Source organism: Kitasatospora sp. NPDC058478 (genome assembly GCF_042720345.1).
GTDB lineage: Bacteria > Actinomycetota > Actinomycetes > Streptomycetales > Streptomycetaceae > Kitasatospora.
The window spans coordinates 51238-75831 of the sequence record NZ_JBHXML010000009.1 but is presented as its reverse complement, the minus strand read 5'-3'; the positions used below and the strand labels follow the sequence as shown (position 1 = coordinate 75831).

At 72.1% G+C, this 24594-nt stretch carries 19 protein-coding genes; 10 read left to right on the top strand and 9 right to left on the bottom strand.

Features of this window, described 5'->3' with window-relative positions:
• Positions 1 to 21 precede the first annotated feature (21 nt).
• Genes ACFWPT_RS07305 through ACFWPT_RS07295 form a run of 3 tightly spaced genes read right to left on the bottom strand, consistent with a single transcriptional unit; the run spans position 22 to position 5165 of the window.
• On the bottom strand, positions 22 to 1830 hold the full coding sequence (locus ACFWPT_RS07305; RefSeq protein WP_380480232.1) for an SLC13 family permease: 1809 nt from the start codon (positions 1828 to 1830) through the stop codon (positions 22 to 24).
• 36 nt (positions 1831 to 1866) lie between these two features.
• On the bottom strand, positions 1867 to 3567 hold the full coding sequence (locus ACFWPT_RS07300) for an AbgT family transporter (protein ID WP_380480230.1): 1701 nt from the start codon (positions 3565 to 3567) through the stop codon (positions 1867 to 1869).
• Positions 3564 to 5165, bottom strand: a complete 1602-nt coding sequence (locus ACFWPT_RS07295) for a leucyl aminopeptidase family protein (RefSeq protein ID WP_380480228.1) — start codon at positions 5163 to 5165, stop codon at positions 3564 to 3566. Before ACFWPT_RS07295 ends, ACFWPT_RS07300 begins: the two co-directional genes overlap by 4 nt.
• Positions 5166 to 5367: 202 nt before the next feature.
• Between ACFWPT_RS07295 and ACFWPT_RS07290 the strand changes: the two genes are divergently transcribed.
• Positions 5368 to 5589 carry a hypothetical protein gene (locus ACFWPT_RS07290; protein ID WP_380480226.1) on the top strand — a complete coding sequence of 74 codons (222 nt, stop codon included), beginning with the start codon at positions 5368 to 5370 and terminating at the stop codon, positions 5587 to 5589.
• A gap of 226 nt (positions 5590 to 5815) precedes the next feature.
• Here the strand turns inward: ACFWPT_RS07290 and ACFWPT_RS07285 are convergent, their stop codons facing one another.
• Positions 5816 to 7183 (bottom strand): hypothetical protein, encoded by a 1368-nt coding sequence (locus ACFWPT_RS07285; RefSeq protein WP_380480224.1) that lies wholly within the window; start codon positions 7181 to 7183, stop codon positions 5816 to 5818.
• Between the two features lie 395 nt (positions 7184 to 7578).
• Here ACFWPT_RS07285 and ACFWPT_RS07280 point away from each other — a divergent pair, with 395 nt between their 5' ends.
• Positions 7579 to 8289, top strand: coding sequence for a hypothetical protein (locus ACFWPT_RS07280; RefSeq protein WP_380480222.1), 711 nt, complete (start codon positions 7579 to 7581; stop codon positions 8287 to 8289).
• 76 nt (positions 8290 to 8365) lie between these two features.
• Here ACFWPT_RS07280 and ACFWPT_RS07275 read toward each other — a convergent pair whose 3' ends face one another.
• On the bottom strand, positions 8366 to 8569 hold the full coding sequence (locus ACFWPT_RS07275; RefSeq protein ID WP_380480324.1) for a DUF6093 family protein: 204 nt from the start codon (positions 8567 to 8569) through the stop codon (positions 8366 to 8368).
• A 199-nt stretch (positions 8570 to 8768) separates the two neighbouring features.
• On the opposite strand from ACFWPT_RS07275, the gene ACFWPT_RS07270 reads away from it, so the two are divergent.
• Both ACFWPT_RS07270 and ACFWPT_RS07265 read left to right on the top strand, forming a co-directional pair.
• Positions 8769 to 9593, top strand: coding sequence for an SAM-dependent methyltransferase (locus ACFWPT_RS07270; RefSeq protein WP_380480220.1), 825 nt, complete (start codon positions 8769 to 8771; stop codon positions 9591 to 9593).
• 65 nt (positions 9594 to 9658) lie between these two features.
• Complete coding sequence (locus ACFWPT_RS07265; protein ID WP_380380551.1) at positions 9659 to 10330, top strand: hypothetical protein; 672 nt, start codon at positions 9659 to 9661, stop codon at positions 10328 to 10330.
• A gap of 52 nt (positions 10331 to 10382) precedes the next feature.
• Here the strand turns inward: ACFWPT_RS07265 and ACFWPT_RS07260 are convergent, their stop codons facing one another.
• Together ACFWPT_RS07260 and ACFWPT_RS07255 are read right to left on the bottom strand one after the other, a co-directional pair.
• Entirely contained in the window at positions 10383 to 11675 is a 1293-nt protein-coding gene (locus ACFWPT_RS07260) for a cytochrome P450 (protein ID WP_380480218.1), read from the bottom strand.
• 176 nt (positions 11676 to 11851) lie between these two features.
• A complete protein-coding gene (locus ACFWPT_RS07255; RefSeq protein ID WP_380480216.1) occupies positions 11852 to 12853 on the bottom strand; it encodes a LacI family DNA-binding transcriptional regulator in 1002 nt (333 codons plus the stop codon).
• Between the two features lie 179 nt (positions 12854 to 13032).
• On the opposite strand from ACFWPT_RS07255, the gene ACFWPT_RS07250 reads away from it, so the two are divergent.
• Complete coding sequence (locus ACFWPT_RS07250) at positions 13033 to 13974, top strand: nitrilase-related carbon-nitrogen hydrolase (protein ID WP_063352210.1); 942 nt, start codon at positions 13033 to 13035, stop codon at positions 13972 to 13974.
• 149 nt (positions 13975 to 14123) lie between these two features.
• On the opposite strand, the gene asnB is transcribed toward ACFWPT_RS07250, so the two are convergent.
• A complete protein-coding gene (asnB, locus tag ACFWPT_RS07245; RefSeq protein ID WP_380480214.1) occupies positions 14124 to 15983 on the bottom strand; it encodes an asparagine synthase (glutamine-hydrolyzing) in 1860 nt (619 codons plus the stop codon).
• A 291-nt stretch (positions 15984 to 16274) separates the two neighbouring features.
• Complete coding sequence (locus ACFWPT_RS07240) at positions 16275 to 17678, bottom strand: short-chain fatty acyl-CoA regulator family protein (RefSeq protein ID WP_380380542.1); 1404 nt, start codon at positions 17676 to 17678, stop codon at positions 16275 to 16277.
• Positions 17679 to 18015: 337 nt separating this feature from the next.
• Between ACFWPT_RS07240 and aceA the strand changes: the two genes are divergently transcribed.
• The 5 genes from aceA to prpB all read left to right on the top strand — a co-directional run bounded on the left by aceA (position 18016) and on the right by prpB (position 24577).
• Positions 18016 to 19311, top strand: coding sequence for an isocitrate lyase (gene aceA, locus ACFWPT_RS07235; protein ID WP_063352213.1), 1296 nt, complete (start codon positions 18016 to 18018; stop codon positions 19309 to 19311).
• A gap of 109 nt (positions 19312 to 19420) precedes the next feature.
• Complete coding sequence (aceB, locus tag ACFWPT_RS07230) at positions 19421 to 21031, top strand: malate synthase A (protein WP_380480211.1); 1611 nt, start codon at positions 19421 to 19423, stop codon at positions 21029 to 21031.
• Between the two features lie 25 nt (positions 21032 to 21056).
• On the top strand, positions 21057 to 21923 hold the full coding sequence (locus ACFWPT_RS07225) for a 3-hydroxybutyryl-CoA dehydrogenase (protein ID WP_063352214.1): 867 nt from the start codon (positions 21057 to 21059) through the stop codon (positions 21921 to 21923).
• A 243-nt stretch (positions 21924 to 22166) separates the two neighbouring features.
• Positions 22167 to 23672: an MmgE/PrpD family protein gene (locus ACFWPT_RS07220; protein ID WP_380480209.1), complete on the top strand. Its 1506-nt coding sequence runs from the start codon at positions 22167 to 22169 to the stop codon at positions 23670 to 23672.
• Positions 23672 to 24577 carry a methylisocitrate lyase gene (gene prpB / locus ACFWPT_RS07215; protein WP_380480207.1) on the top strand — a complete coding sequence of 302 codons (906 nt, stop codon included), beginning with the start codon at positions 23672 to 23674 and terminating at the stop codon, positions 24575 to 24577. Before ACFWPT_RS07220 ends, prpB begins: the two co-directional genes overlap by 1 nt.
• Positions 24578 to 24594 lie beyond the last annotated feature (17 nt).

Below are 24594 nucleotides of genomic sequence, written 5' to 3'. Positions count from 1 at the left end.
GTTCACGGCGGCCGGCTCCGTTCACAGCGGCCAGACCAGGGGAACGACGGTCGTGGCGACGACGAGGTACCAGACCAGGACCGGCAGGCCGAGCCGCCAGTAGTCACCGAACCGGTAGCCGCCGGGGCTCATGACCATGAGGTTCGCGGCGGTGGCCACCGGGGTGAGCAGGGCCGCCGCGGCGGGGACCGCGACGCACATCAGGACGGGCAGGACGGAGACCCCGGCATCGCTCGCGGCGTTGACGGCGATCGGGGCGACGATCAGCGCGGTCGCCATGTTGCTGATGAACTGGCCCAGGACGGCGGTGAGGAGGAACACCGCGAGCAGCAGCAGCCGGCCGTTGCCGGAGGCCGCGGTGACGACGAGGTGGGCGACCTTCTCCGCCGCTCCGGAGGACTTCATGGCCTCGGAGAGCGGGAACATGCCACCGACGATGACCAGGGTGGTCCAGGAGATGCCGCCGTAGGCCTGGTCGACGCGCACCACGCGCAGGGCGACCAGGAGCAGCGCCGCGAGGGTCGCGGCGACGGCCGGCGGTGTGGCGCCGGAGGCGAGCAGAGCGATCATGCCGCCGAGCACGGCGAGGGCGCGCACGGCGGCGCCCCCTGGCGGGGCGGCCTGGCCGCGGATGCCGGAGGGCTGGTCGACGGCCAGCACACCGGGGCGGGCGCCGGCACGCTCGAGTTCGTCCCACCGGCCGCGGAGCAGCAGGTGGTCGCCCGGAGCGAGCGTCAGGGGCTGGGGGCCTACGGGTCGGTCCTGGCGGTGCACGGCGAGGACGGCCAGGTCGCCGGTGCTGTCGGTCATACCGGCGAAGGCGGTCATGCCCGCGAAGGAGGAACGCGGGCTGACGACGAGTTCGAGCAGGCCCGTGTGCTGGTCCAGGAGGACGCTCGCGGGGTGGTCGTCCAACGGCGGGGGCAGGGGCTCCAGACGGTGGCGGTCGCTGAAACCGTCGATGGCGGCCGGGGTGCCCCGGAGGATGACGATGTCCCCGGCGGCGAGGGGCCCGGTGCCCCGTGGGTCATGGCCGTCGGCGGCCATGGCTCCGAGCACCAGCACCCCGTCCTGGGCCGTGGCGGCAAGCTGCTCGACCGACGCGCCGATCGCGTCCGAGCCCTGCGGGACCTGCCGGGCGGCCGAGTCGCGGGTCAGCGCGTAGTGGTCGATCAGGGTGCGGGCGTGCCGGCTCAGGTCGGCCGGGAGGGCGTCGGGTGTGCGGGCGGGCAGCAGGGCCCGCCCGAGGAAGGCGCAGATGGCGACGGTGCCGGCCAGCACCGGGAGTCCCACCACCGCGAACTCGAAGAACCCGAAGGGCCGGGCACCGGCCGCTGCCGCGCTCTCGGAGACGATCACGTTGATGGGTGACCCGATGAGGAGCAGCAGCGAGCCGGCGTGTGCGGCGAAGGCCAGCGGCATCGCGAGCCTGGAGACGGGCAGACGGTGGCGGACGGCGAGCAGCACGGTCATCGGCAGCAGGGCCGCGACGGCTCCGTTGACCGTGATCAGGGCCGTGAGCAGGGCGGCCGCGAGCATGGTGAGGACGAGCAGGCGGCGCTCACCGGTGCCGGCGAGCGCCGCCAGTGCCCGGCCTGCCCAGGTCGTGACGCCCGTGGCCTGGAGGGCGGTGCTGACCACGAAGAGGGCGGCGATGAGGGCGACCACCGGATCGCCGAACCCGGCGAAGACCCGGTCGGCGGGCAGCAGCCCGACGGCCGGCAGCAGAAGGGCGGAGCCGAGCGCGACGAGCTCGACGGGCAACCGGTTCCACACGAACAGGGCGATGAGCACGGCCAGCACGAGCAGGCACAGGACGGCGTCGCTCACCGTCTCACCCTGCTGGTGGGAGGGGCAGGCGCCGGTTCACTGGCTGACGGGTGCGCCCGGCCCCATCGGGATGCCGATGGCGTACCAGGCGACGAAGAACAGCAGCCAGGCCACCGCCACGACGACCGTGTAGGGGATCATCAGGGAGATGACGGTGCCGACGCCGGCCTGCTTCCTGAACTTCTGGCACTGCAGGACGATGAACGGCAGGTAGACCATCAGCGGGGTGACGACGTTCGTCGGGGAGTCGCCGACCCGGTAGGCGGCCAGCACGGTCTGCGGCGCGACGCCGAGGCGGATGAACAGGGGCACGAAGATCGGCGCGAAGATCGCCCACTTGGGGATGATTCCGGGGATGATCAGGTTGATGACGTAGGTCAGCAGGATGAAGGCGATCAGGAGCCAGATCGCGCCGATGTTCGCGCTCTCCAGCTGGTCCGCGAGCTGCACGGCGACCACCGTGGCGATGTTGCTGTAATTGAAGTACGAGATGAACTGGGCGATGATCAGCAGCAGGAAGATCAGGCCGCCGAGCCCGGCGAAGGTCTTGGTGATCGCGTCCATCGCGGCGGCGCTGCCGCGCAGGGTCTTCGCCCCCGCGCCGAAGGCCAGGCCCATCACCAGGAACGCGATCATGATGATGACGATCAGGCCGTCCATGAACGGCGAGTCCTCGAACAGGCTCCCCGTCTCCGGGTTGCGCAGCGGCGCGCCGGGGATGAACGCGAGCAGCGTGACGGCCACCACGAGCGCGATCAGCGAGAGGCCGGCGTAGCGCAGCCCCCGGGCCTCGGCCGCCGTGTCGACGGAGGGCTCCTCGCTGTCCGCGACGGCGACGGTGTCCCCCGGCTGCCAGGGGCCCAGGCGGGGTTCGATGATGCGTTCGGTGACGAAGGTGATGACGATGGTGAGGAACAGGGTGGAGCCGATCGCGAAGTAGTAGTTCGCGGTCAGGTTGAGGGACTGGCCGGGGTTGACGAGCCTGATCGCCTGGTTGGTGATCTCGGTCATGATGCCGTCGATCGGAGCGATGAGCAGGTTGACGCTGAAGGCCGCGCTGACCCCGCCGAAGGCCGCGGCGATCCCGGCGAGCGGGTGGCGTCCGGCGCTGATGAAGGCGACCGCTCCCAGCGGGATGAGGACGAGGTAGCCGGCGTCGGAGGCGATGCTGGACAGGATGCCGGCGAAGACGATGATCGCGGTGAGGGTCTCCGGTGGTGAGATCCTGACCAGGCGTCGGATCAGGGCCGCGATCAGTCCGGCCTCCTCCGCGAGCCCGACGCCGACCATGATGACGAGGATGACCGCGACGACGCCGAAGTCGTTGAAGTTGTGCGCCGCGGAGGTGAACAGGAACCGGACGCCGTCGCCGGACAGCAGGCTCTCGACCTTCGTCGTCTCGACGACGGTCTCGTAGCGGTGGGTGTACGTCGACTCCGGCGGCAGGTGGGTGCCCGGGTACTCGGTGCCGCCCTCGTGGACCTGCGTGGCCGGGTAGGGAACGGACTTGACCGTCTCGCTGGTGACGTGGACGTCGAACGCGGACAGGACCGCCGACAGCACGATCACCACGACGCACAGCAGCAGGAAGATGATGGCCGGGTGCGGGACCTTGTTCCCGATCTTCTCGATGGCGTCCAGGACGCGCCCCGACCCGCCGCCGGACTTTCCGCTCCCGGAGGCGGTGGCGCTCTTGTCCTGCGGTCCGTCGGCCTGGGCGTGGGCGAGGACGTTCACCGGCCGGCCTCCTCACTGATCGAGCGGGTGGAGTCGGTGCGCGCGGCCGTCGACGGAGGGGTGAAGGCCAGCGCGAGCTCGGCGAGCAGGCGCGCGCCGAAGCCGGTGCAGCCCTTGGTGCGCCAGCCGCTCGGCTTGTCGTTCTGGGCCGGCCCGGCGATGTCGATGTGCGCCCAGGGTCGGCCGGCGATGAACTCCTCCAGGAACAGCGCGGCATGGATCGCCCCGCCGTTGGGGCCGCCCATGTTCTTCAGGTCCGCCACCTCCGAGTCCAGCTCCGGCCGGTAGCGCCGCGACAGCGGCAGCTGCCAGGCCGGCTCGCCGGTGCGGGCGGCGGCGTCCAGGACCTGGTCGACCAGCGGCTGGGCGTTGCCGAACACGCCCGCTGTCTCGGCGCCGAGCGCCCGCAGACACGCGCCGGTCAAGGTGGCGATGTCCACGATCGCGTCCCCCGGCTCCTCGCCGGCCAGGACCAGGGCGTCCGCCATGACCAGGCGGCCCTCCGCGTCGGCGTTGACCACCTCCACGCTCGTGCCGCCGCGCATCCACAGCACGTCGCCCAGCTTGAGCGCCGAACCCGAGGGCATGTTGTCCGTGCACATCAGGTAGCCCGTCACGGCCGTCCGGCAGCCGAGCCCGGCCAGGACGCACAGGGCCGCCAGGATCGCGCCGGCACCGGACATGTCGTTCTTCATCGTCGCGTGCACGGCGTCGGCGGGCTTGAGGCTGATGCCGCCGGAGTCGTACGTGATGCCCTTGCCCACCAGGGCCAGCCGGGGCGTCCCGTCACCGGCGTCGGAGGGCAGGTAGGTGATCTTGATCATGCGGGCTTCGTCCACGCCGCCCCGGTTCACGCCCAGCAGGCCGCCGCAGCCCAACTCCTCCAGCTCCCGCTGCCCGAACACCTCCACCTCCAGGCCGCACTGCGCGCCGAGCCGCACCGCGACCTCGGCCAGGTCCGGCGCGGTCAGCAGGCTGGGCGGCGCGCTGGCCAGGTCCCGGGCCAGCATCGTCGCGCGGGCCAGCCACACCCCGCGTTCGACGCCCCGCTCGACGGCCTCGCGCGAGTCCGAGTCCGAGTCCGAGCCCGAGCCCGAACCCGAACCCGCCACGACCGTGACGGCCTCCAGCGCCGTGCCGGACGGCTCGCGCTTGAGCGGATCGAAGCCGTAACGGGCCAGCAGCACCCCCTCCACCAACGCCTGCGCCGCCTCCGCCGGCGTCGCACCCGCCCCGGACGGCACCACGACGGCCAGCCGCGAACGGCCCGGCACCGCGAGCGCCACGGCCGCCCCGGCGTCCCTCAGCACATCGGGACCTGCCGCACCCTCCGGCCCCGTCCCGTAGAGCACGACGTCCGGCCCGTCCTCCCGGGGCACCAGCAGCACCCGGCCCGCCGCCCCCGTCATGCCGGCGGCCTCCACGGCCCCCGGGCCCAGCCCGATCCACGCCGGCACCGCCACCGCCCCTTGGACCACCGGCAGCCCCACCGCCTCCGGATCCCGCACCGCCTCCGGATCCCGGGCCGGGACGACATCAACCCTCGGAAAGCGGCTCCACGAAGGAATGAGATCGAGGGCTGCCTTGCTCTGCGCCACTGTGCTCTCCTCTGCAGGGGGCGGCGGTCCAGAGGCCGCCGGTCCCAGCAGCCGCTCCCCAGTAAGACGCACGGTCAAAGCGCTTCCAGGACACGCCACGCACTGTGCCCCCCAAACGCACGAACACCCGGCGCCCCCGCCCGGGCGCCGGCCTGCCGGCGCACCCAGACCCCGATGAGCCGGCTCGGCGTCAGAGGAGGTCGTGCCGGGCCAGGACCGCGCGCTCAGTCTCGGCGGGGTCGAGGACGGCCAAGAACGCGGCGGCGGCCGGGCCCGGATCCTCGCCCACCGCGACGCGGGCGGCGCCCTCCCACTCCGGGTTGGCGGTCTGCCGCAGCAGTTGGAGTTCGGGGAGTTGCCCGGCGGTGTGCCGCAGCTCGTACGAACGGACCTGGTCGGCGATGTCGTGGTCGTCGATCTCTAGGTGAGCGGTCGAGCCGCCAGGATGCGGACATGCCGCTGCTCAGGGGGTTGGCGGAGGTCATGGTCACAAGCGTAGGAGCCGCGAATGACCTGGGATCCGCGCCACAGGTCCGCCACCGCAGCAAGGTGCGGGGGCGAGACCAAGGTCTCGCCACCGCACCTTGCTGCTGCAACCCGTCAGCGGAGAGCTCGCGGCACCGGGATACCGCTTCAGGAGCGGTTTGTTCTCACGGGTTGTCTGTCCTCAGGACCCACCCCATGTCGGCGAGCGTCTGGGAAATGGGGACGTACCACATTCCGTTGAAGCACCACGGCGTTCGAGTTCCACCGTCAGAGGTCGCTCGGCCGCCGCAGTTGGTCTCCTTCTCAAGCGACGTGATGGTTCCGCGGGCCTGGAGCTTGCCTCCGCCAAGTTCCGTGACGACAGGTCCGCCGCTGTCTCCGTTGGCGGCGGCAATGTCGTTCGGGTCCGTCTGAACGACCTGGTCAGCGAACTTGCGCCAGACTTTGTTAGGCCCTTGAATCTGCCGATCGACCTGCAGAACGCGAAGACCGCAGTGCGCCCCCGAGTTGGCGGCGGAGTGGCAGACGTAGTCGCCTACGTTGTTGCCGCCGGAACCGGAGACCTGAAGGGCATAACCGCTGCTCTCGTTCCACGGGCCGCCATAGACGTATCCGCCCGAGTGCTGGCTGTCGCGCGGGACGATACCGATCGTGTCATCGGCGGCGTTTCCGTCACCCTCGTTGGCGTATCCCATGTACTGATGGCTGTACCAGGTCTCGTACGAGCCTGCGCCGCAGTGCCAGGCAGTGGTGACAAAGTTCTTGCCCTGAGCCGAGGGCTTGTATACCCCGAAGCCAGTGGAGCAGATCGTCCCACCCGCGGGCTGATGAATGCCGGCGCCGCCGTACCAAGGCTCGGAGTCTTCTCCTCGCGTCAGGTCCACAACCATCGCCTGGTGGCGGGCGTGGACTTCCACACCGGCGATGGCAGATGCGATGGCCTCCACCTGCGGCGTCAGCTCTTCGGCGGGAAGCGGCGGAAGGACTGCCTGCATCTCGGGGGCCCGCTCGTCGTCCGTCTCGTAGCCGAGGTCGAGGCCGCTTCCGTCAAGCGACGGCCCGATACTGTTGATGTGGCTTGGCCTCTTCGCCGCGATGGGGATCGGCTTGCCGTTCGACAGCAGTTTCTCACGGGCTGCATGCAGCTCCGCCTTGGAGTACTTGGCAGGTACGACCTGCACGCTCACGTCCTTCGGAAGGTCTTGGAGCACACCGTGAACTGTGTCCGGAAGCTCCCCCTTCCAGTGCAAGGTGATGCGATTGACCCCTGGGTCGACCTCGACTTCGGAAAATCCCGGGATCCGATCCCGGTTCTGTTCCTCTTGCCCTCCGGTGATACGGTCGACGACCTTGTCTAGGACCTCCTGTTTCTTCATGAGCTCGATGACCTCCGGCTTGGCGGCCCCCAGCAGCGCAGCTGCACCGGTGGCGCCGGCCGGCAGCTTCCTCTTGGGTGCGTTGCCTGGTTGAGCCGACGGTGTGGTGAGGGTGCCATCCCCCGATATGGCGACAGCCGGAGCAATTGCGGACACCGACGCCAGTAGGGCAGTGGCTAGAATTATCCACTTCCGACCGGAGCTGCTTTTTTGAACCATTCGGTTCCCCCCGAATTGGATTCAATCAGAGCCTTCGTGGACCACGTTGCACCCAGCACGGTAGCGCCAAGCCAACGCCCCGCACACCGCAAATAAAAGCCCCAGAAGCACCCTTGCGAGACCTTTCCGGGCACAACCGTCAGGGCTTTGCCATTTCTTGGCAATTGAACGGCACATCTTTGAACGATTTGCCCAGTGAGTTCCGCTTCCCATCTCGCTTGACTTCGCGCACGCCATGCCGCAAGCATGGCCGCGACCGCCGGGGAGGGCTCGTGACGCAAGGTACCGTCCGTCAGATATCAAAGCGCGGACGACGGAATCGCTTGACCGCCGTGGCTGCCATGGCCATTCTCGGTGGCGGCTTCGCGATCAACGCATGGGTGAACCGGGGCCCGGAAACCAAGGTCCACGAAGGCCCCGTGACCGGCCAGCTGCTGCTGCTCAGCTCCGACAGCCAGACCCTGACACTCAGCATCGGCTGGAGTTGTGAGAAGCAACCCGAGCTCGTGGCCCGCGAGACCGCCGAGACAGTAAAGGTCTCCCTGCGGCACACTGTCGCCCCGGGGTCCTGCGACCCAGGTGGCATCGGACAGATCACAACCCACCTGAACAAACCGCTCGGGACCAGGGCGCTGAACGACCCCGCAGGCAAGCCCGTCATCCACTTCGACGAGCGCAACCTTCTCCGGCCCGCGTTCCTGCCGGAGAACTACTACCCCTACCCCGCAGGCAGGATGGTCCAGTTGCCCGGCCTGGCCCCGCTCCCGACCGACACCCCCGCCTGGGCAAGCGGGTACCGGCTGGGAACGGGGCCCGAAGCAGGGTCCCTGATCATCAGCCAGACTCTCCGGAACAGCACGCCACCAGCCGGCCGGGCCGCCAGCGTCAAGGGCCACCCCGCGACCATCACACAACCGGATTCTCATAGCGGACCCCGGTCGCTGACATGGTCTGACGGGACCTACACCTTCGCCGTCACCACCGGCGGCCCCCCACGACTCTCGGACGAGGAACTCATCCGCGTCGCAGAGAGCCTCGGGTAGCCGACACCACGACAAAGTCTGGTGGGGCCGTTCTGTGAACCGGCCCCACCAGAACCGGAGACCGCACCTGCTCCGGTCAGGGCAGAGCGACCTCGTCGAGGCGGGCGATCCGCGCGACTTCCACGGTGCCGGCCTCACCCGGGTCGAGGGCCTGCCAGGTCCGGCCGACCGTGCCAGCCGTCGGGTTCTTCGCGGCGATGAGGGTCACCAGGTCGCCGCGCTGCGGGAGCGACGCGGACAGCGGGGTGGCGAGCCCGTACCAAGAGGCGTTGTCCTCCAGCCACCGGCTTCCGCGTTCCCATCCGGGTGAACTTTGGCGGGGCAGCCCGGTCCGGGCGCACCCAGTGCCCTAGATTTCCGATCGCACAATGAGGACGTTTCACAGGCCACAGGGACCTGTGTGAAGGACAGCCGCGCTGACCGAGTGCGGGGCGGGTGGGACTCGAAACCCACGACCAAGGGATTATGAGTCTGTTGCCGTGACCGATCGCAACTCAGAGGATGATCAGTCGAACCCGAGCATCGCCCGGGTCTACGACTATCTGCTCGGCGGCAAGGACAACTACGCCGTCGACCGCGAGATCGGCGACTTCTTCATCAAGGACCTGCCCGGTTCGCAGGCGGTGGCCTTCGCCAATCGCCGGGCCCTCGTTCGCGCCGTGGCGGCCATGGCCCGCGACGGCATCTCCCAGTTCGTCGACATGGGCAGCGGCCTGCCCACCGCCGACAACGTGCACCAGGTCGCCCAGCGGCACCGTGCGGACGCGCGCGTCGTCTACGTCGACCACGACCCGGTCGTGGTCGCCCACAGCCGGGCCCTGCTGACCGCCGACGACCGCACCACCGTGATCCGGGCGGACCTGCGCGAGCCGGAGGAGCTCTACCACGACCCCGGCCTACAGGAGTTGGTCGACTTCGACGAGCCGGTGGGCGTCGTCTTCAGCGCCGTACTGCACCACCTCACCGATGCCGAACGCCCCGCCGAGCTCGCGCGCTGGTGGGTGGACCGGGTGCCGCCGGACAGCCAGGTCTACATCTCCCACTTCCGCTCCGGCGGGAACGAGGAGACCCGGCTCCTGGAGCAGAAGCTGCAGAGCAGCTTCGGCCGCGGCCAGTGGCGCACCGACGAGGAGATCATCGGCCTGTTCGACGGTCTTGAACTCCTCGAACCGGGCCTGGTCCCCTGCTCACTGTGGCGGCCGGACCCCACGCCGGACGACGACGGCACCGGAAACGGCGTGGACAGGCCCGCCCTGACGGTGTGGGAACAGCTGATCTCCTGCGCGCTGGCCCGCAAGCCGTAACCGGCTCGTACGCCGCGCAGGCGGGCGGACCGGGAGTGTCAGTGGCGTGCTGTTGAGTGTGCGCCATGACTGTTCACCACCTTCTGGCCGCCCTGCCCGGGCCCGACGAGCTGCGCGCCCGCTGCCGGGCGCTGGCGCTGCTGGACTCGATCGTCTCCACCCCCTACGCACCCGACCACTCGTACGTGGCCGGGTGGCGTCCGGGCGTCGATCTGGCGTGCATGGACAACGGTTCCGGTGACCAGTACGCGATCGTCTTCGACCCGGCCGGGGTGTTCCTCTACGGGTTCGACCACGAGAGCGACGCCACCCCGTGGCGGGAGGAGGACCGCGCGCACTGGCCCGGCCTGCTCGACGGCCTGCCCGGCTCGCTCGCGCACTACACGCAGGCGCCGGAGTTCCAGCTCGAAGGCTTCTTCGACGCGACCGTGTGCGCCTGGCGCGAGACGGGCGGCACCGACTGGCGGTGCGGGCCGGTCGAGTTCGCCGACGGCGAGACGGACGGCGCCGACTGGCTGTTCGACCTGCTCACCGACGCCGACGGTACGGAGGCGTTCGTGGACTACGCCGAGGACCACCACGAGCAGTCCGTCGACCGGGAGGCGGTGGCGGCCGTGCTGGCGGACGCCCCGCTCGATCGCCGGACGGTTTCCGCGCTCTCGCCCACCGCGAACTTCGACACCGTCGCCGCGTTGGCCCGCGCGCTGGGTTACCACACCGTTCGGGAGGACAGCTGAGAAGTCGCCGGTCAGCGAGGTCGCACGACCGGCGTGATCCGAAAGAGAGCCCCTAGACCAGCGGCGTGTGGCTCGGGGGTTGGAGGCGTACGGGGAGGGTCTTCAGGTGCCAGTTGAGCGGGTTGGTGCCGCGTTGCAGGTGCTCCGGGTCGACGGCGAGTTGCAGGTCGGGTACCCGGTTGAACAGGGCGGCCAGGGCGACGGCGGTCTCCTCCTGGGCGAGGTGCGCGCCCAGGCAGCGGTGCGCGCCGTGCCCGAAGCCGAGGTGGGGCTCCTTGCTGTGGCGGGTGCGGCCGAGGTCGAGGCGGTCGGGGTCGGCGAAGGCGGCAGGGTCGCGGTTGGCCGCGGACACGATCGGGAGGACGGCTTCTCCGGCGCACACCGGGGTGGCGCCGACGGTGGTGTCGCGGGTGGCGTAGCGGGGCAGCGCGCGCACGACGGGCCCGCAGTAGCGCATGAGTTCGTCGACGGCGTGCGGCATGAGGGCGGGGTCCGAGCGCAGCAGGGCGAGCTGGTCGGGGTGGGCGAGGAGCACTTCGGTGCTGTTGGCGATGAGGTTGACGGTGGTGATGTGCCCGGCGACGACCAGGTTGGTGATGAGCGAGACGAGCTCGTCGGTGCTCAGGCGGTCGTCGTGGTGGGGCGCGAGCAGTTCGGAGATGAGGTCGTCGCCGGGGTCGGCGGTGTGGAGGCCGATGAGGAGGTGGGCGTCGGCGACCATGCCGGCGAGCGCGTCGCCCAGTTCCTCGCCGCAGGTGCCGGCGGCCAGGGTGGCGCTGCGGCTCCGCCAGCGGTCGCGGTCGGCTTCGGGGACGGCGATGAGTTCGCAGATGACGGTGATGGGCAGCGGTCGGGCGAAGTGTTCGATCAGGTCGACGACGCCGTCCTCGGCGTGGTCCGGCAGGCGGTCGAGCAGGTCGGCGGCGATGGCTTCGATCCGGGGGCGCAGCGCGGCCACACGGCGCGGGGAGAACGCGGCGGCGACCAGGCCGCGCAGACGGCGGTGGTCGGAGCCGTCCGAGTCGAAGATCCCGGCGCGCAGGTACTTCTCGTGGCCCGCGTACATGCCGCGGGCCTGCCAGGTCTGTTCGGTGCGGTGGGCCACCTTCGCGCCGGGGACGGTCGCGGCGTCGATGGTGAAGTCGGGATCGCTCATGATCGTGCGGATGTCGTCGTGGCGGGTGGCCACCCACATGGGGTCGACGCCTCGTACGCGGCCCCGCACCAGGTGCTCGCGTTCGCGGATGTGCGCGTAGGAGGTGAACGGATCGCGGACCAGCTCCTGGTCGGCCAGGTCCAGTGGTTCGTCGCCGGTCTCGGTGGTGGCCTGGCCTTGCGTCGTCATGGTGAGGCGCTCCCTACGGGTGGTCGTTCCGTGACGGCATCATGGCGGCCGGACCGTGCCCCACCTGTCGTTATCGGCGCCAATCCACCCGAACGAACGTATTCGCCCTCGCCCCCGGAGACGAGGACGGCCGGTCGTCGTCCGGGGCCGCGGCCGGTGTCCGTTCGGGGTCGGTGTCAGCCGTGCCCGGCGGTGGATGAACGGACGTGGAGTTCCCACGCGTGGGTCCGTACCACGCCCGGGTCCGCCGCGCCCGACAGCAGGTCGCTGAGCAGGGCGGCGCATTCGCGGCCGTACTCCGCCGCGCGCAGGTCCACCGCCGTCACCTGCGGGCTCGACCCGCGGGCCGCGGCGCCGTCGACGCAGGCGGCCACCAGCACCTCGGATCCGGCCCGCAGGCCTGCCCGGGCCACGGCTGCCAGCACGCCGGGCACCGCGCCGTCGGGGGCGCAGACCACGGCGTCCAGGCCCGGGGTGCCGGCGAGCAGGTCCGTGGTGGCGGCCTCGGCCTCGGTCGGCGTGGCCGCGAACGGGACCGTCCGCACGGCGACCTCGACGCCATGGCGCCTGGTCCAGTCGGCGGCGGCGGCCCGCAGGGCGGCCGCCCAGTCGGATCCCGGGCCGGGGGCCAGCAGCGCCGGGCGGCGTGCCCCGCGCTGCGCGAGGTGGTCCAGCAGGGCGACGAGCGAGGTGGCGTTGTCGCACACCACCGACCCGCTGGGAGCGGCCCCGCCGCCGAGGTAGCGCTCCCCGGTGACCACGGGTACGCCGGCGGCCAGCAGGCCGGGCACGGCCGGGTCGTCGACCTCGGGATCGATGACCATCAGTCCGTCGACCCGGGCGGCCAGCCCGTCCTCCGCCGCCTTCCCGGGGGCCAGCAGCACCACGTCGAGGCCGTCCTCGCGGGCCCGCTCGACGGCGCCGAACGCCAGTTTCATGTAGTAGTCGAGGCGGGTCGCCGTGCGCGGCAGGTACAGGCCCACCGCCCCGGTGCTGGAGCGGCGCAGGCTGCGTGCCGCCGAGTTCGGCCGGTAGCCGAGCTCTCGGGCCGCGGCCTGGACGCGTTCGCGCGTCGCCTCGGCCACCCGGCCGGATCCGAGGAGGGCGTCGGAGGCGGTGCTCTTGGACACCCCGGCCGCCCGGGCCACGTCGAACAGGGTCACGGATCGGCTGGTCACAGCCCGGAAGTCTAGACGCAGTACCGGGAGCCACCCGTCGTCCGGGCGCCTGCGGTGCTGCTCGCACCCCCTTGCCGGAACGTTCCGGCACAGCTTAGGGTCACCCGTGCCGGAACGTTCCGGCACGGCTTCGGCCGCTGCTCCCGACACCATCACCCGAGACGACCCGAGGACCCGCCATGCGCCTGATCACCGCCCTGAACCCGCCCGCGTCCCCGGCCCGCACCCGCGCACCCCGGCGCGCCGCCCTGCGGGTCGCCCTCGTCCAGCAGCGCTGGCACGCGGACCCCGAGCAGCACCGGGCCGGCCTGCTGGAGGGGATCCGGCTCGCCGCCGAACAGGGCGCCACCCTCGTCGCCCTCCAGGAGCTCACGCTCTCCCCGTACTTCGCCGTGCTGCGCCAGGCCGACCACCCGCAGGCCGTCGAGCCCGAGGACCTGCGCACCGGTCCGACCTTCACGTTCGCCGCGGCCGCCGCCCGCGAGCACGGCCTCCACGTGCACGCCTCGCTCTTCGAGAAGGCCGACGGGCCGGACGGCCCCGACGGCCTCGGCTACAACACCGCGATCCTCGTCGCCCCCGACGGCACCCTGGTGCAGCGCACCCGCAAGCTGCACATCCCCGTGACCGAGGGCTACTACGAGGACACCTGGTTCCGCCAGGGCCCGGCCGGCGAGGACGCCTTCCCCCTCGCCGAGGTGGGCGACGCCGCCATCGGCCTGCCGACCTGCTGGGACCAGTGGTTCCCCGAGCTCGCCCGCGCCTACTCCCTCGCCGGCGCCGACGTCCTCGTCTACCCGACCGCCATCGGCTCCGAGCCGGGCCACCCCGGCTTCGACACCCAGCCGCTGTGGCAGCAGGTCATCACCGGCAACGCCATCGCCAACGCCACCTTCATGGTCGTCCCCAACCGCATCGGCACCGAAGGCGAACTCACCTTCTACGGCAGCTCGTTCATCGTCGACCCGTACGGCCGCGTACTCGCCCGGGCACCGCGCGACGAGGCCGCCGTCCTGGTCGCCGACCTCGACCTCGACCAGCGCCACGACTGGCTCGAACTCTTCCCCTTCAACGCCACCCGCCGCCCCGACGCCTACGCGCCCCTGACCGCCGAGCGCTGACGCCACCCGGCCTCCCCGGCCCGGTTCCGGCCGGGAGACGGGGAGGCCCGGCGGCGGCGCCACCACCGGCACCCGCCCACGGCCGGACCCGGGCGAGGCGGTGAGGTGGTGAGGCGGCGAGGTCAGAGGGCCAGGGCGGGGCGGCGAGGTCAGAGGGCCAGGGCGGGGCGGTGGTGGTCGAGCCACAGCGCGAGGTCGACGACCCGCTCCAGGCGGAGCCGGTGGCCCCACGGCAACTGCCCGGCAGGCGTGTCGAGGGCGGCCCCGACGACCGTCTCGTCGGCGATGTCCCGTACGTACGGTACGTCCAGCGCCTCGCGGGCCAGCCGCTGCAGGCCTGCGTTGTAGTCGGGGTGGTGGGTGGCCGGGTAGTGGTTCTTCGGCCGCCAGAGCACCGAGTCGGGGGCGATGCCCCGGCCGAGGTCGCGCAGCAGGCTCTTCTCCCGGCCGTCGTGGTTCTTCATCGCCCAAGGGGTGTTGAAGGCGTACTCGACGAGGCGGTGGTCGCAGTAGGGCACCCGCACCTCCAGGCCCTGGGCCATGGAGAGGCGGTCCTTGCGGTGCAGGAGTTGGCGCAGCCAGCGGGTGAGCGAGAGGTGCTGCATCTCGCGCAGGCGGTGTTCGGCGGCGCTCTCGGAGTCGAGGCGGGGGACGGCGGCCACGGCGGTGCGGTAGGTGTCGGCGCGGAACTCGGGGATGCGCAGCTGGGCGGCGAGGTCGGGGTGCAGGGGCATGGCGGCCTGGTCCCCGGTGACCAGGAGCCAGGGGAAGGCGCGAGCGGCGAGCGCCTTCGGGTTGTGGAACCACGGGTAGCCTCCGAAGACCTCGTCGGCGGCCTCGCCGGAGAGGGCGACGGTGGAGTGCTTGCGGATCTCCCCGAACAGCAGGTAGAGCGAGGTGTCCATGTCGCCGACGCCGATCGGCGAGTCCCGGGCGACGACCACGGCGCGCCGGTTGTCCGGGTCGAGCAGGGCACGGGGGTCGAGGACGACGGTGGAGTGCTCGGTGCCGATGAACGCGCCGGCCTCGGCGGCGAAGGGGGTGTCGTGGCCGGTGCGCAGCACGTCGCCGGTGAACCGTTCGGCCTGGTCGCTGTAGTCGACGGCGTAGGAGCGCAGCGTGGCCTGCGGCCCTTCGCGGAGCCGGAGTTCGTCGGCGATCAGGGCGGTGACGACGGTGGAGTCGAGGCCGCCCGAGAGCAGGCTGCACAGCGGGACGTCGGCCTCCAGCTGGGTACGGGCGGCGCGGTCGACCAGGCCGCCGATCAGCTCGGTGGTGGTCAGCGGGTCGTCGGTGTGCGGGCGGGCGGTCAGCTCCCAGTAGCGCCGTTCGCGGATACCGTCGCGGTCGAGGACGAGCAGGCTGCCGGGGTGCACCTCACGGATGCCGGCCCAGACGGTGGGGCCGGTGTTGAACAGCAGGCTGTAGGCCTCGCGCAGGCCGTCGGCGTCCACGGTGGGGGTCACCTCGGGGTGGGCGAACAGGGCCTTGGGTTCGGAGCCGAAGACGAGGCCGCCGTCGGTCCCGGCCCAGAACAGCGGCTTGACCCCGAGCCGGTCGCGGACCAGCAGCAGGCGCTGCTCGCGGTCGTCCCAGACGGCGAAGGCGTACATGCCCTCCAGGTGGTCGACCAGGGCGTCTCCCCACTCCTGGTAGGCGCGCAGGACCACCTCGGTGTCGCTCCGGGTCTCGAACCGGTGGCCCTTGGCGGCGAGTTCGGATCTCAGCCGGTGGTGGTTGTAGACCTCGCCGCTGTAGGTGAGCACCACCTGCGGGTGTTCGGGGCGGTCGGGCATGGGCTGGGTGCCGCCCTCGATGTCGATGACGGCGAGGCGGCGGTGGCCGAGCGCGGCGTGGCGGCCGAGCCAGACCCCGCCGGCGTCGGGTCCGCGCAGGGCCATGGTGTCGGTCATGGCCTGGATGACGGAGGCGGCGCCGTGGCCGGTGTCCTGGTGGAAGGACTGGCCGATGTCCTGGTGGAAGGACACCCAGCCGGTGATCCCGCACATGCTCGCGCTCCTGGGGTGAAGGGGTGTGCTCTGCCGGACGCTGTCGGCGACGGCGCCCGGCACAGAAGTCGGACCGGACGTCGGGGAAGTTCCGAGCACCTGCATGATTCCCGGAGCGGGTCGGGCGGTGCCCGTGCGAAGCCCGCCGAGCGCGAACCGCCGGGCGTCGGGCTCGGACGGACGGGCGTCGGGCTCGGACGGACGGGCGTCGGGCTCGGACGGACGGGCGTCGGGCTCGGACGGACGGGCGTCGGGCTCGGACGGAGGTGCCGGTACGCCGGGTGGCGGCCTTCAGTTCCGGGGGTCGGGCAGCGCGGGGTACGGGATGAAGGTGCTGGTGTGCTCGTCGAGCGCGAGCGGCCGGCCGATGGCGGGCGCGGCGCGCTGCGGGCACGCCGGGCGTTCGCACACCTTGCAGCCGAGCCCGATCGGGGTGGCGGCCGCCACGTCGCCGAGGTCCAGTCCCGCCGAGTACACGAGCCGTGCGGCGTGGCGGAGTTCGCAGCCGAGGCCGATGGCGAAGGTCTTGCCGGGGCGGCCCCAGCCGCCGGGTGAGCGGGTGACGGCGCGGGCGGTCCAGAGGTAGCGCCGGCCGTCGGGCATGGCGGCGACCTGGACGTGGACCCGGCCGGGGGCGGCGAAGGATTCGTAGACGTTCCACAGCGGGCAGGTGCCGCCGGTGCGGGAGAAGTGGAAGTCGGTCGCGGACTGGCGCTTGGAGACGTTGCCGGCCCGGTCGACCCGGACGAAGGAGAACGGCACGCCGCGCAGCCGGGGCCGTTGGAGGGTGCTCAGCCGGTGGCAGACCGTCTCGTAGCCGACGCCGAAGTGGTCGGCGAGGTGCTCGATGTCGTAGCGCGCCGATTCGGCCTCGGCGTGGAAGGCGGCGTACGGCAGCACGAGGGCGGCGGCGAAGTAGTTGGCCAGGCCGATCCGGGTGAGCGACCAGGCGGTGGAGCCTTCCGGGCTGTCCTGGGCCGCGAGTTCGGACAGCAGCGGATCGTGTTCCAGGTAGGCGAGTTGGGTGGCCATCCGGAAGGCCTGCTGGCCCGGGCGCAGCCGGTCCGACAGGCTCAGGACCTTGCTGCGCGGGTCGTACCGGTGCAGGTGCTCGCCTCCGGCGACGGTCCGTACGCCGTGGCCGGAGGCGAGCCGGTCGGCCAGCACCGCCCTGACCTCGCCGCGCCGCAGGCCGATGGCTGCGGCCAACTCCTCGGCCGCGGTGTCGAGTTCGTGGAGGTAGTTCTGGCGGCGGTAGAAGAACTCGCGGACCTGTTCGTGCGGGGTGAGGGTGTCGGGCGCCGGGCCGCGGTCCCCGGCGAGGACGGCGAGCTGCTCGGCGACCGCCCGTCGGCTGCGGCCGAGGTCCATGAGCAGCCGCGCCACGGCGGGCAGGCGGGCGGCCACCTCGTCGAGGTCCCCGGCGGTGACCCGTCCGGCCGCGAGCTCCTCGCCGAGCGCGTCGCGCAGTTCGGCGGTGAGCCGGGCGCTGTCGGGCGGGGCGAAGTACCCGGCCTCGACGCCGAAGGCCTCGGTGAGGCGCAGCAGGACGGGCACGGTGAGCGGGCGGGCGTCGTGCTCCAGCTGGTTGAGGTAGCTGGGTGAGAGGTCGATCAGCCGGGCGAGGGCGGCCTGGCTGAGTCCGCGTTCCTCGCGCAGGCGGCGCAGCCGGGCACCGGCGAAGGCCTTTCCCATCGTGTCGTTCTCCCCTCACCGGGCGTCGGCCGATCCGGTGCGGGAAGCCTAGCCGCACGGCGAGGGGCCGAGTCGTCGCAACCTTCGCAGATTTGCCGAGGACCGTTCGCAGAAGTTGGCAGTGGTCCATCGGTGACGGCGGCTCCGCGGGGTGCCAGAGTCGGTGGTGCGGCCGGGAGGTGCGCAGGACAGCGGCGAAACACCAGGTCGGTCGCGGCCGGGCAGGCTGTCCGGGCATCCACGTCCTGCGGCGTTCCGCCGCCGCCCGGCCGCCCACTCACCCTTGCGGTGAGACACCTCACAACCTTCGCAACGAGCACCCCTGGGGAGCAGACCCATGACTCAGTCGGTCCGGCAGCAGCAGGAGCAGCAGGCGGCGGCGCTGGCCGCCCGGTGGGCGTCCGACCCGCGGTGGGCGGGCATCGAGCGCACGTACTCGGCGGCCGAGGTCGTGCGGCTGTCCGGCACCGTCCGCGAGGAGCACACGCTGGCCCGCCGGGGCGCCGAGCGCCTGTGGCGGCAGTTGCACGAGCAGGACTACGTGCACGCCCTCGGCGCGCTGACGGGCGGCCAGGCCGTGCAGATGGTGAGGGCCGGGCTGCAGGCGATCTACCTGTCCGGGTGGCAGGTCGCGGCCGACGCCAACCAGGCCGGGCAGACCTACCCGGACCAGAGCCTCTACCCGGCCAACTCCGTTCCCCAGGTGGTGCGTCGGATCAACAACGCGCTGCTGCGCGCCGACGAGATCGACGCGGCGGAGGGGACGGACGGCGGGCCGGACTGGCTGGTGCCGATCGTCGCCGACGCGGAGGCCGGGTTCGGCGGTCCGCTGAACGCCTTCGAGCTCACCAAGGGCATGATCGCGGCCGGCGCGGCGGGCATCCACTACGAGGACCAGCTCGCCTCCGAGAAGAAGTGCGGGCACCTGGGCGGCAAGGTGCTCGTCCCCACCGCCCAGCACGTCCGCACCCTCAACTCCGCCCGCCTGGCCGCCGACCTCGCGGATGTGCCGACCCTGATCGTGGCCCGCACGGACGCGCTCGCCGCCAACCTGCTGACCAGCGACGTCGACGAGCGCGACGCCCGGTTCTGCACCGGCGAGCGCACCGCCGAGGGCTTCTACCGGGTCGAGCCGGGCATGGCCCCGGTGATCTCGCGCGGCCTCGCGTTCGCCCCGTACGCGGACCTGATCTGGGTGGAGACCGGCACCCCGGACCTCGCCCAGGCCCGCGAGTTCGCCGAGGCGCTCAAGGCCGAGTACCCGGACAAGATGCTCGCCTACAACTGCTCGCCGTCCTTCAACTGGAAGGCCGCCCTGGACGACGACCAGATCGCCAAGTTCCAGCGGGAGTTGGGCGCGATGGGCTACCGCTTCCAGTTCATCACGCTGGCCGGCTTCCACGCGCTGAACCACTCGATGTTCCAGCTCGCCCGCGGCTACGCCGAGCACGGGATGACGGCCTACGTCGACCTCCAGGAAGCCGAGTTCGCGGCCGTGCCGCAGGGCTACACCGCGGTGAAGCACCAGCGCGAGGTCGGCACCGGGTACTTCGACCTGGTCTCCACCGCGCTCAACCCGAACGCCGAGACGCTCGCCCTGACCGGCTCCACCGAGGCCGAGCAGTTCCACTGAGCCGCCCTGGCGGCCTCCTTGGGGAGAGACCGCCTTTCACCCCGCCGCCCGGGGCCTCGTTGAGGGACGAGGCCCCGGGCGCCCTCCCGCCCGCCACCTGGAGAACCGGATGAGCCAGCCCAGCCGCATCGACGTCCTCGGCGAACACGAGGACCGCTTCGACGAGATCCTCACCCCTGACGCCCTGGACTTCCTGGCACGCCTGCACGGGGCCTTCGCCTGCCGCCGCGCCGAACTCCTCGCCGAGCGCCGCCGCCGCGCGACAGCGCTCGCCGCCGGAGGCACCCTGGACTTCCTTCCCGAGACCCGCGCCGTCCGCGAGGACACCACCTGGCGGGTGGCCGGCGCCGGACCCGGCCTGGCGGACCGCCGGGTGGAGATCACCGGCCCGCCCGAGCGCCGGATGGCCGTCAACGCGCTCAACTCCGGCGCGAAGGTGTGGCTGGCGGACTTCGAGGACGCCACCTCCCCCACCTGGCACAACCTGCTCACCGGCCAGCTGAACCTGCTCGACGCCATCGAACGCCGGATCGACGACACCACCCCGGAGGGCAAGCGGTACCGGATCGGCGACACGCCCGCCACCATCGTCGTGCGCCCGCGCGGCTGGCACCTCGACGAGCAGCACCTGCTGATCGACGGCCGCCCCGCGATCGGCGCCCTCGTCGACTTCGGCCTCCACCTCTTCCACTGCGGCCGGCGGCAGATCGAGCGCGGCAGCGGCCCGTACTTCTACCTGCCCAAGCTGGAGAACCACCTCGAAGCCCGGCTGTGGAACGACGTCTTCACCTTCGCCCAGCACGAATTGGGCATCCCGCACGGAACGATCCGCGCCACCGTGCTGATCGAGACCATCACCGCGGCGTTCGAGATGGACGAGATCCTGTACGAGCTGCGCGAGCACGCGGCCGGCCTCAACGCCGGGCGCTGGGACTACCTGTTCAGCCTGATCAAGAACTTCGCCACGCACGGCCCCCGCTACGTCCTGCCGGACCGCGCCACCCTCACCATGACCCAGCCCTTCCTGCGCGCCTACACCGACCTGCTGGTGCGCACCTGCCACCGCCGCGGCGCCCACGCCATCGGCGGCATGGCCGCCGCCGTCCCGCAGCGCGACCCCGCCGCCAACGAGGCCGCCCTGACCAAGGTCCGCGCCGACAAGGAGCGCGAGGCCGGCGACGGCTTCGACGGCTCCTGGGTCGCCCACCCCGGCCTCGTCTCCACCTGCCGGGCGGCCTTCGACACCGTCCTCGACGGCCGCCCGCACCAGCTCGACCGCACCCGCGAGGACGTCGAGGTCACCGCCGCCGACCTGCTCGGCGTGCACAGGCTGTCCGTCGGCCTGCCGACCGAACAGGGCCTGCGCTCCAACGTCGCCGTCGCCCTGCGCTACCTGACGGCCTGGCTCGGCGGCTCCGGGGCCGTCGCCGTCTTCGGCCTGATGGAGGACGTCGCCACCGCCGAGATCGCCCGCTGCCAGATCTGGCAGTGGCAGCACCACTGCTCCCGGCTGACCGGCGGCTCGCTCGCCACCCCCGACCTCGTACGGCGGCTGATCGACCGCGAGCGCGCCACCCTGCTCGCCGAGGGCGCCGACCCGGCGCTGGTGGACGACGCCGTACGGATCCTGGAGGAGACCGCCCTCGGCGCCGACCTGCCCGCCTTCCTCACCACCGAGGCCTACGCCCGCCACCTCGTGCGGATCCGCACCGCGGCCTGAGCCGCCCGACCACGGAGGCAACACCATGAACGACATCCGCCGCGTCGCGGTCGTCGGCGCCGGGCAGATGGGCTCCGGCATCGCCGAGGTCTTCGCCCGCGCCGGCCTGGACACCGTCGTCTGCGAGGCCGGCCGAGGCGCCCTGCGCGCCGCCCGGGCCCGGATCGACCGCTCGCTGCACCGCGCCGTCGACCGTGGCCGGATCAACGAGCAGCAGCGCACGGACGCCTGGGCCCACCTGCTGTTCGCCGACGACCTGGAAGCGCTCGCCGACCGCCAGCTCGTCGTCGAGGCAGTCGTCGAGGACGAACGGGTCAAGACCGAGGTGCTCGGCACCCTGGACAAGGTGCTCGTCGCCGACGACGCCGTCCTGGCCACCAACACCTCCGCCATCCCGGTCACCCGCCTCGGCATCACCACCGACCGCGCCTCCCACGTCCTCGGCCTGCACTTCTTCAACCCCGCCCCCGTCATGCCGCTCGTCGAACTGGTCGCCTCGCTGCACACCGCCCCGACCGTCCTCGACCGGGTGGAGGCCTTCACCCGGGACACCCTCGGCAAGCACGTCATCCGCTCCCGCGACCGGGCCGGCTTCGTCGTCAACGCCCTGCTGGTGCCCTACCTGCTCTCCGCCGTCCGGATGGCCGAGGCCGGCCACGCCAGCCCCGAGGACATCGACGCCGGCATGGTCCACGGCTGCGCCCACCCCATGGGCCCGCTCCAACTCGCCGACCTCATCGGCCTGGACACCGTGCAGGCCATCGCCGAGTCCATGTACGACGAGTACAAGGAGCCGCTCTACGCGCCGCCGCCCCTGCTCTCCCGCATGGTCGAGGCGGGCCTGCTCGGCCGCAAGAGCGGACGCGGGTTCCACGCACACCCCTCGACCTGACGGCCCCTCGGCGCCCGCTACGCCCAGCGCCCCGGAGAACGCGCCACCCGCGCGCTCTCCGGGGCGCTGCGCTGTTCCGGGCCGCTGCGGGGAACCGGTTCCCCGGCGAGGTTCGCAGGTTTCGCAGCTTCACAGGAATCCGCCGTACGGATTCCACCGATTGGCATGCTGGATCATCGGCCGTCCGACGCGCAGGCTCGATCATGCAAGCCCGAGAGCCGTCGAACGCCCCCGAGGAGTCCCGTGATCGAGCACCACGTCCACGTCCACCCCAGTGCCGACCGGCTGCCGCGTGAGGAGCAGCTCGCCTGGAAGCTCGCCGCCGTCGCCACCGGCACCGAGGAGCTGGACCCGGCCGGCGTGAGCATGGCCGTCAACCGGGTGATCGACAACGCGGCGGTGGCCGTCGCGTCGCTTCTGCGCCGGCCCGTGGCGGTGGCCCGCGCCCAAGCGCTCGCCCACCGCGGCGCGCCGGGCGCCCGGGTGTTCGGCAGCCCGACCCGGGTCTCGCCGGAGTGGGCGGCCTGGGCCAACGGCACGGCGGTGCGCGAACTGGACTTCCACGACACCTACCTCGCCGCCGACTACTCCCACCCCGGCGACAACATCCCGCCGCTGCTGGCCGTCGCCCAGCACACCGGCCGCAGCGGGGCCGACCTGCTGCGCGGCATCGTCGCCGCCTACGAGGTCCACGTCGCGCTGGTGCGGGGCATCTGCCTGCACGCCCACCGGATCGACCACGTCGCGCACCTGAGCGCGGCCACCGCCTGCGGGCTCGGCGCGCTGCTGAGGCTGCCGACCGAGACGGTGTACCAGGCGGTGCAGCAGGCCGTGCACACCACCACGGCCACCCGGCAGTCCCGCAAGGGCGAGATCTCCAGCTGGAAGGCCTTCGCCCCCGCCTTCGCCGGCAAGGCCGCGATCGAGGCGGTGGACCGGGCGATGCGCGGCGAGACCTCCCCGTCCCCCGTCTACGAGGGCGAGGACGGCTTCCTCGCCTGGATGCTCGACGGCCCGCAGTCCGACTACACCGTGCTGCTGCCCGCGCCCGGCGAGCCGAGGCGGGCGATCCTGGACACCTACACCAAGGAGCACTCCGCCGAGTACCAGGCCCAGGCGATCATCGACCTGGCACGGCGGCTGCGCGAGAAGGCCGGACCGCTGGGCGGCGTCCGCTCGGTCGTCCTGCACACCAGCCACCACACCCACCACGTCATCGGCTCCGGCTCGGGCGACCCGCAGAAGTACGACCCGACCGCGAGCCGGGAGACCCTCGACCACTCCATCCCGTACATCCTCGCCGTCGCCCTGGAGGACGGCGCCTGGCACCACGAGCGCTCCTACGCCCCCGAGCGGGCCCGACGCCCCGAGACCGTGACGCTCTGGCGGAAGATCACCACGGTCGAGGACCCGCAGTGGACCGCCCGCTACCACGACCCCGACCCTCAGCGCCGGGCCTTCGGCGGCCGCGTGGTGATCACCCTGGACGACGGCACGGTGATCGAGGACGAGCTCGGCGTCGCCGACGCCCACCCCGCCGGCGCCCGCCCCTTCGACCGCCCCGCGTACCAGCGGAAGTTCCGCACCCTGGCCGAGGGCGTCGTCTCCCCCGCCGACCAGGACCGCTTCCTGGCAGCCGCCGCCGATCTCGCCGAGCTGAAGGCCGCAGACCTGGACGAGCTGTTCCCCGCCGTCGACACCGAGGCCGTGCGCGCGTTCGACGCGCTCCTCCCGAAGGGCCTGTTCTGATGCTGCACACCCGCACCACCCCCGCCCAGCGCCGCCGCGCCCTACGCGAACGCCTCGCCACCGGGCGGCTGTTGACGATGCCCGGCGCGCTCAACCCGCTCTCCGCCCGGCTCATCCAGGACCTCGGCTTCGAGGCCGCCTACCTCTCCGGCGCCGTCCTCGCCGCCGACCTGGGCCTGCCCGACATCGGCCTGACCACCGCCACCGAGGTCGCCGCCCGCGCCCAGCAGACCGCCCGGGCCACCGACCTGCCCGTCCTGATCGATGCCGACACCGGCTTCGGCGAGCCCATGAACGCCGCCCGCACCGTCCAGCTGATGGAGGACGCCGGCCTCGCCGGCCTGCACCTGGAGGACCAGGTCAACCCCAAGCGCTGCGGCCACCTCGACGGCAAGGCGGTCGTCCCCCGCGAGGACATGACCCGCCGCCTGCGCGCCGCCGTCGACGCCCGGCGCGACCCCGACTTCCTGCTGATGGCCCGCACCGACGCCCGCTCCGTCGAAGGCCTGCGCGCCGCGATCGACCGGGCCAAGGCCTACGTCGACGCCGGAGCCGACGCGATCTTCCCCGAAGCCCTCGCCGACGAGGCCGAGTTCGAGGCCTTCCGCAAGGCCGTCGACGTCCCGCTGCTCGCCAACATGACCGAGTTCGGCAAGTCCCCGCTGCTCGACGCCCGCACCCTCCAGGACCTCGGGTACGAGATCGCGCTCTACCCCGTCACCCTGCTGCGCCTGGCCATGGGCGCGGTCGAGGACGGCCTGCGCACCCTCGCCGCCGAGGGCACCCAGGAGTCGCTGCTGCCGCGCATGCAGACCCGCTCCCGGCTGTACGAACTCCTCGGATACGAGCAGTACGCGGCCTTCGACACCGCCGTCTACGACTTCACCCTCCCACCCGGCGCCTGACCCCGCATCGGAGACCA